The 13,281-nt window shown below is 38.0% G+C and carries 13 protein-coding genes; 9 read left to right on the plus strand and 4 right to left on the minus strand.

The features are described from left to right. Positions 1-68 precede the first annotated feature (68 nt). The 8 genes from J2Z81_RS12815 (at position 69) to J2Z81_RS12850 (ending at position 8,970) form a co-directional block, all read left to right on the plus strand. Positions 69-1,250, plus strand: a complete 1,182-nt coding sequence (locus tag J2Z81_RS12815; RefSeq protein ID WP_226371501.1) for an acetyl-CoA C-acetyltransferase — start codon at positions 69-71, stop codon at positions 1,248-1,250. 431 nt (positions 1,251-1,681) lie between these two features. Further along, positions 1,682-2,521, plus strand: a complete 840-nt coding sequence (locus J2Z81_RS12820) for a 3-hydroxyacyl-CoA dehydrogenase NAD-binding domain-containing protein (RefSeq protein WP_029267366.1) — start codon at positions 1,682-1,684, stop codon at positions 2,519-2,521. A 149-nt stretch (positions 2,522-2,670) separates the two neighbouring features. Then, positions 2,671-4,401: an ABC transporter ATP-binding protein gene (locus J2Z81_RS12825; RefSeq protein ID WP_226371502.1), complete on the plus strand. Its 1,731-nt coding sequence runs from the start codon at positions 2,671-2,673 to the stop codon at positions 4,399-4,401. Beyond that, a complete protein-coding gene (locus J2Z81_RS12830; protein WP_029267364.1) occupies positions 4,391-6,211 on the plus strand; it encodes an ABC transporter ATP-binding protein in 1,821 nt (606 codons plus the stop codon). Before J2Z81_RS12825 ends, J2Z81_RS12830 begins: the two co-directional genes overlap by 11 nt. Positions 6,212-6,286: 75 nt before the next feature. Next, positions 6,287-7,012: an alpha/beta hydrolase gene (locus tag J2Z81_RS12835; protein ID WP_029267362.1), complete on the plus strand. Its 726-nt coding sequence runs from the start codon at positions 6,287-6,289 to the stop codon at positions 7,010-7,012. Between the two features lie 181 nt (positions 7,013-7,193). Next, the gene (locus tag J2Z81_RS12840; RefSeq protein WP_029267360.1) at positions 7,194-7,712 is read left to right on the plus strand and encodes a YjcG family protein; all 519 of its coding nucleotides are present in this window, start codon (positions 7,194-7,196) and stop codon (positions 7,710-7,712) included. Then, positions 7,709-8,131: a GNAT family N-acetyltransferase gene (locus J2Z81_RS12845; protein WP_029267358.1), complete on the plus strand. Its 423-nt coding sequence runs from the start codon at positions 7,709-7,711 to the stop codon at positions 8,129-8,131. The genes J2Z81_RS12840 and J2Z81_RS12845 overlap by 4 nt, the downstream gene beginning before the upstream one ends. Before the next feature lie 110 nt (positions 8,132-8,241). Further along, the gene (locus J2Z81_RS12850; RefSeq protein ID WP_318842359.1) at positions 8,242-8,970 is read left to right on the plus strand and encodes a DUF421 domain-containing protein; all 729 of its coding nucleotides are present in this window, start codon (positions 8,242-8,244) and stop codon (positions 8,968-8,970) included. A gap of 5 nt (positions 8,971-8,975) precedes the next feature. Here J2Z81_RS12850 and J2Z81_RS12855 read toward each other — a convergent pair whose 3' ends face one another. After that, positions 8,976-9,872 carry an MBL fold metallo-hydrolase gene (locus J2Z81_RS12855; RefSeq protein ID WP_226371503.1) on the minus strand — a complete coding sequence of 299 codons (897 nt, stop codon included), beginning with the start codon at positions 9,870-9,872 and terminating at the stop codon, positions 8,976-8,978. A gap of 36 nt (positions 9,873-9,908) precedes the next feature. Then, the gene (locus J2Z81_RS12860; RefSeq protein ID WP_029267352.1) at positions 9,909-10,172 is read right to left on the minus strand and encodes a hypothetical protein; all 264 of its coding nucleotides are present in this window, start codon (positions 10,170-10,172) and stop codon (positions 9,909-9,911) included. 187 nt (positions 10,173-10,359) lie between these two features. Between J2Z81_RS12860 and J2Z81_RS12865 the strand changes: the two genes are divergently transcribed. Further along, complete coding sequence (locus J2Z81_RS12865; RefSeq protein WP_029267350.1) at positions 10,360-10,833, plus strand: CotY/CotZ family spore coat protein; 474 nt, start codon at positions 10,360-10,362, stop codon at positions 10,831-10,833. Positions 10,834-10,897: 64 nt separating this feature from the next. Here J2Z81_RS12865 and J2Z81_RS12870 read toward each other — a convergent pair whose 3' ends face one another. Both J2Z81_RS12870 and mgtE read right to left on the minus strand, forming a co-directional pair. Beyond that, positions 10,898-11,422, minus strand: a complete 525-nt coding sequence (locus J2Z81_RS12870) for a CotO family spore coat protein (protein ID WP_226371504.1) — start codon at positions 11,420-11,422, stop codon at positions 10,898-10,900. Between the two features lie 297 nt (positions 11,423-11,719). After that, a complete protein-coding gene (gene mgtE, locus J2Z81_RS12875) occupies positions 11,720-13,081 on the minus strand; it encodes a magnesium transporter (protein ID WP_029267934.1) in 1,362 nt (453 codons plus the stop codon). Between the last annotated feature and the right edge of the window lie 200 nt (positions 13,082-13,281).

The raw sequence follows: 13,281 nt of genomic DNA on the forward strand, positions 1-13,281 counted from the left end.
CTTTTGAACACACACTTACCTGTTTTCTATAATGACGAAAGAAATTTCAAAAGAAAGGGGAAGCAAGAATGGAGAATGTATATATTGTCAATGGTGCACGGACAGCTTTTGGTGCATTTGGAGGTTCATTCAAAAAAACAAGTGCAACAGAACTAGGAACAATCACTGCCAAAGAAGCCATGAAGCGTTCTAGCGTAAAAGCAGAAGCGATTGACCATGTTATTTATGGAAATGTTATTCATTCCAGTGCAAATGCAGCATACTTGGCTCGTCATATCGGCTTAAATGCTGGGGTACCTAAAGAGATTGGAGCCTATACGGTGAACCGTTTATGTGGCTCTGGTGCACAATCGATTGTTAATGCTGCACAGCACATTTTGCTAAGAGAAGCAGATGTCGTATTAGCTGGCGGAGCGGAAAATATGTCCATGTCCCCGTACGTTAATTTCAGTCAAAGATTTAGCGGACCAAAGATGGGCAATCTCCAGTTTGAAGATATGCTGCTTGCTACACTAATAGATAAATATACGGGAAGCGGCATGGGAATGACAGCTGAAAAATTAGCTGAGCAATACTCCATTTCGCGGGAAGAGCAGGATCAGTTTTCGATCGAATCAAACTTGCGTGCCGCTGAAGCTATGGAAAATGGTTGTTTTGCTGAGGAGATTGTCCCTGTCGAAGTGAAAACGCGTAGAGATTCCATAGTTGTTAATAAAGATGAGCATATAAAACCAAATGTAACAACAGATAGCATGGCTAAATTAAAACCTTCCTTTAAAAAGAATGGAACTGTAACAGCTGGGAATGCATCCGGAATTAACGATGGGGCAGCTTCTGTAATCGTTGCAAGTAAGTCGGCTATTGATAAACATAAGCTACAGCCAATTGCCCGTATTGTTTCGTGGGGAACGGCCGGTGTTGATCCGACCATCATGGGTATTGGGCCAGTACCAGCAATTAAACAGGCATTAGCGAGAGCAAATTTAGCTCTTGGGGATATTGATTTATTTGAAATAAATGAAGCGTTCGCCGCGCAATATTTAGCGGTTGAAAAGCAATTAGGACTGGAGCGTTCGATCGTAAATGTTCATGGCGGCGCAATTGCTCTAGGCCATCCGGTTGGTGTAAGTGGTACAAGAATTACTTTATCAGCAGCATATGAATTAAGACGTCGTAAGGGAAAATATGCTGTTGCCAGCCTATGTATAGGTGGCGGCCAAGGAATTGCATTGGTTATGGAGCGTATATAGAAAATGTCTTTCAATATTCTATTAAATGAGAACAGACCAGCCTGCGTGTAGGAAGATCAGCACGTACACTGGGAAACAGTCTTTCTAATGCGGTTATGACCGCAAGGAGTGACAGAATTGTCCCAAATGATCCTAAGACCATTATCTAGGAACATCACGCAGCGTCCAAGTTTTTGGCATAGCACTCAGCAGACTATTCATGCACAAACTGAGTTACCTGGAACGGATGGCGGCGACTCCTGCGGAAATAGCGTGAGTCTTGAGACCTCGCAGGAACTGGGTTTCTTCCGAGGAGGCTCAAGCCATGCCCGCGGAAAGCGTCCGCCAGTAGTGAAAGGTAACGTAGTTATCAACAATGAGATTTTTGTAAATTTGTAAAAGTTAATAGGCTGAAAAGAAAAGCTTAAATATACTATACGAGGAGTGAGCATATGAAAATCGGTATTTTGGGCTCAGGTATCATGGGAAACGGAATTGCACAAGTATTTGCTTTGGCAGGACACCATGTAGTGATCACAGATATTAGTGAAAATAAACTTATAGAAGCAAAAGAGACAATCACCTCTAATGTGGAAAGAGTTTTAAAAAAACAGAAAATCCAAGAAACAAAAGAATCCATTGTAGAACGGATAGATCTTACTTCAGATAAAGGACAATTACGTGATGCTGCTATCGTTGTAGAAGCGATTACCGAAAATATGGATGCTAAGAAAAAAGTATTTCGGGAATTGGATGCTTTATGTGATTGTAATACAATACTTGTAACAAACACATCCAGCTTAAGTGTTACAGAGATTGGGAGTGCTACAAGTCGCCCGGATCGTGTTTGTGGTATGCACTTTTTTAATCCAGTACCAGTCATGAAACTCGTTGAAATTGTTCGTGGAGAGGAAACTTCACAAGAGACTGTATATACAATCCAGGAACTGACAAAACAAATGGAAAAAGAAAGCATTATTGCTATAGACTCCCCGCTGTTTGTTGTAAATCGAATTTTAGTTCCGATGATTAGTGAAGCTATTTTTGTCTTAGGAGAAGGAATCTCGACTGCAGAGGATATTGATAAAGGAATGGTCTTTGGAACAAACCAGCCAATTGGTCCATTGAAATTAGCGGATATGATCGGTCTCGATACACTTTTATATGTGCAAGAGACATTATATCAAGAAACAGGTGACTCCAAATATCGTATCCCGCCGCTTTTAAAAAAACTGGTCCGCGCAGGTCATTACGGAAGAAAAAGCGGAAAAGGGTTCTATACATACCCCTAAGAGAGGGCTGTTCCCTCTCCCCTTTTTTCCCCATCTCTCCCTCCTCCACTAAAATCGTTCTCATTTTTTTGAAAAAATCTTCTTTCCTATTATAATATAGAAGAACATTGCTACTCTCGGTTCACTAATTTACATATGGAGGTTTTACGTTGAAAAATATTTTCGCTTTTTTAAAACCGTACAAACTCCACATTATCATTGCCTATGCTTTAACATTGATTGAACTGGGCGTAGAACTGCTTCTTCCCTTTTTCCTTGGAAAAATGATTAATGATGGTGTTGTGACGCAAGACATTAATAATATTGTAATGTGGGGCAGTATTATGATTGGCCTCGCGTTTATTGCTTTTACAGCTGGGATTCTTAATTCTTTTTACGCGTCTCATGTAAGCCTCGGTTTTGCTTATGACATACGTGAGAAACTGTTTAATAAAATTCAACGTTTTTCATTTGCTAATTTAAATCAATATCCTACCTCAGGACTTGTGACAAGATTTACGAACGATGTGAGACAGATTCAAAATACGATCTTTATGGCGCTTCGCATTATGGCAAAAGCACCTTTACTTGTAATTGGTGGGGTAGTGATGGCGTTTATCGTAAATGCCAAACTTGCACTGATCTTTTTGGTAACCGTCCCCGTCTTGGTCGGCTTTATTCTTTGGGTACTTCGTGTGGCTACAAAGCTTTTTGATAACGTACAGCGTAATGTCGATAACGTCAATCGGGTAATGCAGGAAAACCTGTCCGGGATGCGGTTAATTAAAGCTTTTCTTCGGCGTGATTATGAGGAATCCCGGTTCACAAAGGCAAATAAAAATTTAGCTGACTCCATGCGTTACACCTTTCGATTTATCGAGGCTTCGATGCCTGTTCTCCTGTTTGTGATGAATCTGAGTTTAATCTTCATTATTTGGTTTGGAAACGTGCAGTCGATTGCCGGGCAAACCTCTGTTGGTGACATTGTTGCGATCGTCAATTATGCGATGCGTGTTTCCATGTCCATTTCCATGTTTACATTTATCATCCTGGCTTTTTCACGTGCAAAGGCATCTGCACACCGTATTAATCATGTTCTTACTGTTAACGTTCCATCCGAGGCTCAAAACAAGGCAGACCTGAGCATAGAAGTGACCAAAGGCAAAATTACTTACAATCAAGTATCTTTTACTTATCCTGCTGCAAATGAACGTGTTTTAGAAGATATTTCTTTTACAGCTGATGCTGGCGAAAAACTCGCTATTATCGGGGCAACGGGAGCAGGTAAAACCTCATTGTTTCAGCTCATTCCCCGCCTGTACGAATCGAGTGGCGGTTCGATCTTTATTGATGATCGTCCAATTACAGATTATACACTTGATCAGCTTCGGGGCAGTATTGGTTACGTGCCACAAACCCCCCTCCTATTTACAGGATCTGTAAAAGAAAATATTGCCTGGGGGAAGCAACACGCATCTATGGAGGAAATTATACAAGCAGCAAAAGATGCACAAATTCACGATACCATTATGGATCTATCTGAGCAGTATGAAACAAAGGTTGGACAAAAAGGGGTGAATCTTTCTGGTGGCCAGAAACAGCGGATTTCGATTGCCCGAGCTTTCATTCGCAGACCTAAGATTTTAATGCTTGATGACAGTACGAGTGCACTTGATTTAGCGACGGAATCCCGCCTGTTAAAAGCCATTCAGGATTATCATTGCACAACATTAATTATTACCCAAAAAATAGCCACAGCAATGACGACAGACCGTATCCTGCTGTTGGATGATGGGCATATACAGGCTCATGGCACACATCAGGAACTGCTTAACCAATCTGATTTATACCTTAGAATTGTAGAGTCGCAATTTGGAAAGGGGTATCCACATGCAAAGTAACCCATTCAAACAACCTTTTCAATATAAAAAAATTTCTTTGGACCATGTTCATATCAATCCAAAGAAACGTGCAAAAAATACAAAAGGAACTGTAAAAAGGATTTGGTCCTATCTTGCCAGAGAAAAGGGAAAACTCAGCCTTGTGATTCTTATGGTATTAATCAGCTCTGCAATGGCTTTACTTGGCCCTTATATGGTTGGTATGGCAATTGATGACTTTATTGTAACAAAAGAAAGTTCTGGTTTAGGGTTGCTGCTTCTGTGGTTGATTATCATTTATTTAGCCCATTCGATATCCGTTTTCATGCAAAATTACTGGATGGTCGGGATTGCCCAAAACACCGTGTATGCATTGCGTTCTGATCTATTTCATCAATTTCATCGTCTCCCTATATCTTATTTTGATAAACGTCAGCACGGTGAATTAATGAGCAGAATTACAAACGATATTGATAATGTAAATAACACGCTGAATCAATCTGTGATTCAAATTTTTTCTAGTGTTATCACGCTTGCCGGTACCATTTCTGTTATGATTTATCTCAGTCCTTTGCTGACACTCGTTACCATGGCGATTATTCCGTTTATGTTCCTCGGAATAAGATGGATCACAAAGCGTACCGGCCCTCTTTATAAATTACAGCAGCGGGATTTAGGCGAGTTAAATGGCTATGTCGAAGAAATTGTTTCCGGTCAGCATATTGTAAAAACATTTTCCCAGGAAGAACGCGTTACACGAGAGTTTAAAGAGAGAAATAGTAAGCTTAGAAACACCGGATTTTGGTCGCTAACCATTTCTGGGTTCATTCCCAAAGTGATGAACATGTTAAATTTTTTAAGTTTTGGATTAATCGCTTTAGTAGGCGGTATCCTGGCTATTCATGGTTATATATCAGTTGGTATCATTGTTATTTTCACGGAATATGCCCGCCAATTTACTCGGCCGCTGAATGAACTTTCCAATCAATTCAATATTTTACTTTCAGCAATTGCCGGAGCTGAGCGTGTCTTTAACGTGATCGATGAAGAGCAAGAAGAAACGGATGAGAAAGGTGCGAAAGAGCTTGCGGGTACTACCGGACATTTTGTATTCGATCATGTAACATTTGGATACGAAGATGCCCTTATTTTGAAAGGTATCAGCTTTGAAGTTCAGCCTGGAGAAACGATCGCTTTTGTCGGGCACACGGGTGCAGGAAAAACCACCATTATTAATCTGATTTCCCGCTTCTATAATTATGAAGATGGCAAACTAACGTTAGATGGAATCGATTTAAAAGATATAAAAAGATCCAGTCTCAGAAAACACATGGCTTTCGTATTACAGGATTCTTTTTTATTTCATGGAACCATCCGGGAAAATATACGTTATGGAAAACTGGATGCTTCAGATCAAGAAGTTATCCGTGCTGCGAAGGATGCGAATGCGCATGAATTTATAACGAATCTCCCAGGAGGATATGATACAATCCTTGACCAGGAAGGAAGCGGTATTAGTCAAGGGCAAAAACAGTTACTCACCATTGCGCGAGCATTCATATCTGAGCCTTCTATTCTTGTTCTCGATGAAGCAACAAGTAATATTGATACCATTACAGAATTGAAGATTCAAGAGGCACTAAAGCATTTGATGAAAGGGCGAACAAGCTTCGTAATTGCGCATCGTCTCAATACCATTCAGGAAGCTGATAAAATCATTATGCTGGAACACGGAAAAATTATGGAACAAGGAAGCCACGAGGAACTGATCAAACAAAAAGGCAAGTATTATCAGCTACATCAAAATCAATTGATGGAAAATACAAGTTAATGATATGATAAAAAAGGATGCTCCGTTTCAATTGCGCTAAAATGGGGAAAATTGATTTAAACGAGGTGTTTAAAAATCGCACGTAAAGGAAAAATGATCGAGAAAGAGATAGAAAGCAGCTATTTAAATGAAACAATGACATTGAAACTATATCAACCGGAATCTTTTTCACCTCTTAATAAATATCACATTTGTATTATGCAGGATGGAAATGATTATTACCAGCTTGGAAGAGTGGCGACGCTTAGTGATCGTCTGCACAGTAAAGAAGCGATAGAAAATACGGTTTTTGCTGGTATACACTATCAGGATAAATACGATCGCAGAAAAAAATATCACCCGAGTGGTGAGCAGCAGCAAGATTATATTAAATTTCTTATTCATGAAGTTGTTCCACTGCTGGACGATATGTATCCAACTTATCAGATGGGAAGATCAAGAGCTTTAATGGGAGATTCCCTTGCAGGTACTTTGGCATTAATGACTGCTTTAAAATATCCGAATACATTCGGCAAGGTAATCATGCAATCTCCTTATGTGGATGAAAAAGTTATAGATGCAGTTCAAAATGCGAAAAACATGGAGTCCATTGATATTTATCATACGATCGGCGAAAATGAAACAGCTGTTGGTACAACGGATGGTTCGGTGCAGGATTTTGTCACACCTAATCGTGAACTAAATGAGTTATTAAAAGCAAAAGGTGCCAGCTATCAATATGAAGAACTGAAGAACGGAGAACATACGTGGAAATACTGGCAAAAAGATTTGCCCAACATCTTACCAATCATGTTTAATTAAGAATTTTTAAACAAAATGCAAAAAACACTCTAATTCACCTAAAATTTTGTTATAATTGGAATGGAATCCATAATTTTTGTACACCATCAAAAAGAAAAACCAAAAGATGACACTGCAGCAAGATATTCGCAAATTTTCAGGAATACTTACTACTGTAAAACGATGAGGAGGTTTTTTAACGATGAAATACGGTGTTGCTATTTTTCCATCAAAAGCAATACAAGATGAAGCAAACGCATATCGAAAACGTTATGACACAAATTATGAGCTTATTCCGCCACACATTACATTAAAGGACCCATTTGAAGTGAGCGAGGAGTCCCTTAAAGATGTAATTACAGAATTAAAGAAAATTGCAAATGATACAAAGCCATTTAATATTAATATTAATAAGGTGAGCACATTTGCTCCGGTAACGAATACAATCTACTTTAAAGTTGAACCAATTCAAGAACTTATTGACTTGCATAATAAAATGCAGCAAGACTTTTTCACAGACAGCAGCCAGCACAATTTTGTTCCACATATTACGATTGCCCAAAACCTCATGGACGACGAGTATTCCGATGTATTTGGAAGTTTAAAAATGATGAAGATTGAATATGAAGAACTTGTAGATCGCTTCCAATTGCTTTATCAGCTTGATAATGGATCATGGACAGTATATGAGTCTTTTGTATTCGGGAAGGAACATGTGTGAACGTCCAAATCGTAAATTCAGATAAGCAGTTGGAACAAGCTTATCATATACGGATGGTTGTATTTGTAGAAGAGCAGAACGTTCCGCCTGAAGAAGAACTTGATGCATACGATAAAGATGCAATCCATTTTATCGGTTATAAAGAAGATGTACCAATAGCAGCAAGTCGTCTCAGACTGGTTGATGATTATGGAAAGCTAGAACGTATTTGTGTACTAAAAGAACATCGAGGCAAATCATTCGGGAAGCAAATGATTGAAAATATGGAAAAAATAATTATCCAAAAAGGATATAAAAAGGCAAAACTCAATGCCCAGACACACGCCGAAAACTTCTATCAACAACTGGGTTATGAAACTGTCTCGGCTGTATTTTTAGATGCCGGTATTCCCCATGTAACTATGATAAAACAGCTTTAAGGAAAACAGTTCGTCTTAAGCGAGCTGTTTTTTCTTTTTACATATTAATTCTTCCCGGTCATATAAAATGTATGACAATTCTTGTTTAGGACAAAATAAAAGGTAGCATTTTGAAAAAGGAGATTGTTACAACAATGGACAATATGCTGCCGATGCTATATGAAACCCTGTTTGGTGCTTTCGCTTTGTTTATTTTGACCAAGGTGCTTGGAAAAACGCAAATCTCCGAATTAACTCCGTTTGACTTTATTGCAGCCCTTGTTCTCGGAGAACTGGTCGGAAATGCACTATTTGATGAAAAAGCAGGTATTCTTGATATCGGTTATGTCATTTTACTATGGGGGCTTATCTTATATGGAATTGAAATGATTACACAAAAATTCAAAGGTTCACGGCATTTACTTGAAGGTGATCCCGTCCTTGTCATACACAAAGGGAAACTTAATCGGGAAGAAATTAAAAATAATAAGATGGATATCGATGAAATTCAACAACTGCTTCGTGCTAAAGACGTGTTTTCTATCCAAGAAGTAGAATATGGCATTTTAGAAACAGATGGAACGATATCCGTATTAAAAAAATCACCCTATCAGGCTCCTACAAAAAAAGACTTAAATGTCGCGCCATCGGAAGTTTATCTCCCGACTAAATTGATTGGTGACGGTGAAATCATTAAAGATAACTTGAAGGAAGCAGGATTGACAGAAGAGTGGCTGCAAAATGAATTAAACAGGCAAGGGTATCATTCCATAGAGGATGTCTTTTTTGCTGAATATACGAAAGGGCAAAAGCTTTTCATCAATCCGTATGTAAATTTGCCTGAAAGGGATTCTGATTAAGATACTTACGCTTTTTCAAATACCCATTTATAACCTTTAATGGTGTACGTAATTTTTTCTTGCTGAATTAATCCAACTAAATAAGCCGTTACTGCTGTACGATATAAAAGCCACTGGGATAAGGTTGTTTTACCTATCGCGTATTGCTCACACATTGCTGAAATAATCGTTTCATGGGAGATACCTTTTTTCTCAGACCCAATCTTTTCAAGTAGCCAGTCCAATAACTTTTCATGATAGGTAATATTTGCTTTCACCGTCTGCTTAAATTCCTTTTCATATGTACCATGTCCTGGCACAGCACCATCACAGTTGATTTCCAATAACTTGTTTAAGCTTTGTATTGTTTTATTTGCATCCGTAATATACGGGATTTTATGTTTTTTTAATTGATCTTCACCGAAATAACTATCGCCTGCATACAATACATTGTCGATCTTAAGAGCTAATTGATGGTAGCTGTGACCAGGAAGTGAATGGGCTTCAAAAACAAAGTTGTCTATTTCATTTTCCCCTTCCTGAAGAATATGATCAATCGCTACTGGCTTTCCTTCTAAAAATTTATTATGTAATTCTTGTAGTGGGTCATTTCCACTAAACAAATATAAAGGCTCTAACGCAGGATTTCTTAAAATTGCCTCTTCAAAAGAAGGGGCGATTGTATAAACGTCTCTGCGCTTCTTTAAAAAATGCGCCCCGCCATAATGATCCGCATGTGCATGCGTAATAAATAAATGTGTAATCGGCAGCTCTTTCTCACGGAGCTGCTTTAACACTTTCCGCATAACTGAATCATCAATACCTGCATCAATCAGCATTCCTTGATTTTGTTTATGAACATATCCGATATTTACCGGTGCATCAAAGTAGTAACACGATTTATTTAATTGAATAAATTTCATTTGACCAGCTCGCTTTACGTTTTGTTTTTATTCCGATTAAATCTTTTCTTGAAAAAATAGTCCTTTTCCAGTTGCTTTCTCGTCGATCTTTTTCGACATTTTTTCAAGTTCTGTATCGTTTAAATGCCTTCTTATACGTTTATATTTTCGATATTCTTCTGATTTCATTTTGTTATGATTCTTTGTTTCTAGAGTAACTTTATATGGCTTTTCTACTAAAAAGCAATTTTGATTATCTTGCACGACACGCTTTTGATATTCTTTATATTGATGAAGAGTCAACGGTAAAATATATCCCATGCTCATCCTCCCCTCCATTCATGTATTTCCCTTTTTCCTAGCTAATATGCATGAATTTTCAATTTATTTTATGATACATGTAATCGGAAAAAAGTGCAATATCAGGTTGTATGCCCACACAAACAAAGTATGGATACATATTCTATTAGGGACAGTAGGTCAATAAATATCGAAAGGGGAACAATTCATGAGTTGTGGAAAAGATCATCATACTGGTAGTTGTGTTTGCGACATTTTAAAGGAAATTGCAGATGCACAGCAAGATGTAGTAGAAAATTGCTGTGACACGAGTTGTGAGCAATCCATTAGCGATTTGTTAGGAGAAACAGAGGGCGGTAATGATTTAGACACCGTACCTGTAATCTTATATTGTAAAGATGGCTGTAAACCATTTAAGGGCTTTGGTACTCATCCAGACAATATTGGGCATGTAGAAGCTAGCTTTTTCTTCCGAGTTAAAAAGGTAATGGATGATTGCAGTGACAGCTGCTGCGTGGTATTAGAGCTACTAAGAGATGCTCATTGCGATGTGTTTAATCCACACGATCCAACAGAGCAAAAGTCACATCATTTACGTGCAACAGGTATCTGCATGACTGTTGATGCAGAATGCTTCTGCCACGTAACTTGCCTGCCAGCAATTTCTGCTCTTAATTGCTAATAAGATCTAAAATAACACCGGTCGTAAAGGGAGAGAATCCCTTATGCGATCGGTGTTTTTTTAGTTAAAAACCTAAGAGACGTATGTCCTTAATGTCATCAAATGGAATACTTCTGCTAGTTGTTCTTCTTCCAATCCGTATATAAACAAGATCTTCCTTAAAATCAGTAATAATACCACGATGTTTTCTTTCAGAGGTTTGTACTTCGCACTTCAGTTTTGGAACGTGCGTAGGTAAATTTACGAAGTAGTTAACTTTTTCTTCTAAAGTCATGTCTTTAAATTTCGCCCGATTTGAATGGTGTTTACTTTCATCCGATGGTTCTGTTGAAACATCCTTTTCGTTTTCTTCATCTGTATCTTCTGAATGTATCTTATTCTTATCCTGCTGTAACTCCTTTAGATAAGGGTTCCTCCTCTTTATTCTGGATTTTTGTGATGTATTCGATTGTGGCGGAGGTGCTTGTAACGGGTTTTTTTTGGCTCTCCGCGGTGTTTGATAATTATCTTGCATGGGGGTATCAGGTTTACTTATAGTCGGCTGATGAATATAGAGCAATGGGTCCTTTGCATATCGCTTTTTTTTCATGAAGCATTCTCTCCTTTATATACAACAACTTAAAACCCATTATATGAACCCAGTTACAAAAATGTGTGCTAAGGAAAATGAAAAAAAGTTATCTTATTTGACACATTTATTCGCCCCAATTAAATCACTTCATACGCTTGCTATTTATTATTGATAGTACACAAAAAATAGCGGGGAAATTACATGCAATTTCCCCGCTGTTTTTATCCAAGTTCAAGCCGTATTTGATTTATTTTTCACCCTTAAAAGGAAGCATGTTATATTTGATAAAAGATACTCTTTTTTTCCAGTACTTTTTCAGCCTGTTAGAAAATCTAAAAATACTGTAGCAATACCGAAATAGATTAAAATGGATATAATATCGTTGATGGTTGTGATAAATGGACCTGAAGCAACGGCAGGATCTATTTTTAAGCGATCCATAATAATGGGAATAACAGATCCGGAAAGTGTTGCAATTGTAAGCGTTGCTACGATGGAAATCCCTACGAGAAATCCTAAAAATAATTCTCCTTTCCATATATATATGACCAATGTAATGACAATTCCACATGTCGTTCCTGTAATTAACCCTGTTGTTGCTTCTTTCATCATTAGGCTAAGCTTCCCTTGCTTGCCAAACTCCCCTGTTGCAAGGCTTCTAACAGCTACTGCTAAAGATTGTGTTCCGGTATTCCCGGCCATTCCCGCAATTAACGGCATAAATATCGCTAAAATTGCTACCTGTTCAAGCGTTTCCTCAAACTGCCCAATTAAACTAGCAGTAAACATACCTAGAAATAATAAAATGATTAACCATGGCAAACGCTTTTTTGCTGCAGTTATTGGGCCTGTGTCAATCTTTTGTACATCGGTGACAGCCGCTAATTTAGAATAATCATCACTAGCTTCTTCGTCCATAACATCCATAATATCATCAACTGTAATAATTCCTAGTAAATGATTTTGAAAATCAATAACAGGTACAGCAAGAAAATCATAATCCCGCATCATTTTTGCAATCTCTTCCTGATCTTTACCAACGGAGACGGATACTACTTTTTCACTCATAACTTCTTCAATTTTGGTATCTTCTCCTGCAATGATTAAATCACGCAGAGACAAAACACCTACTAAACGTTTATCGCTATCAAGGACATATAAATAATAAATGGTTTCCGCATCTGGAGCGATCTCCTTCAATTCATGCATTGCTTCTTTTACTGTCTGTGTTTTGTATAAAGCAACAAACTCAGTTGTCATAATACTACCGGCCGTTTTTTCTTCATAATGAAGCAGTTGCTTAATTTCTTCTGCCGCTTCATGATCCATGATTGCCAAAAAGCTTGCTACTTTGTCTTTATCCATTTCGTTTAATGTATCAACTGCATCGTCGACAGCCATTTCTGCAAAAACCATGGAAGCGAAACGTGGATCCATCTCGGAGAAAAATGGTTCAGTGTCTTCAAGCTCTATATTTTCCATAATAACAGAAAGTTCTTCGGGAGATAAATAAGCATAAATTTGCAACCGGCTATTTTTGGGCTGATCTTTAAAAAACATCGCCTGTTCATATGGATGCATATCCATAAATTCGGTTCGAAATGCTTCGGTCTGCTCGTTTTTTAATGCTTTTTGCAAGTTTTCAATGTGGCTTTCATACTCGTTCGATTCTTCCATTTTTAACACTCCCTCTCTGACGATCAACTAGAGACATCTATTATAATATACCCATAACGAGGGGGGACTAAAAAGATGAATCTTGTTAACTTTATACTATAAAATGCATCGAGTAGGAGGATAATCATTAATTGATTATCCGACCTCTCACACCACCGTACTTACGGATCCGTATACGGCGGTTTAATTTTATTCTATAC

It is taken from the genome of Virgibacillus alimentarius, from assembly GCF_017874635.1.
Classification (GTDB): Bacteria; Bacillota; Bacilli; order Bacillales; family Amphibacillaceae; genus Virgibacillus_B; species Virgibacillus_B alimentarius.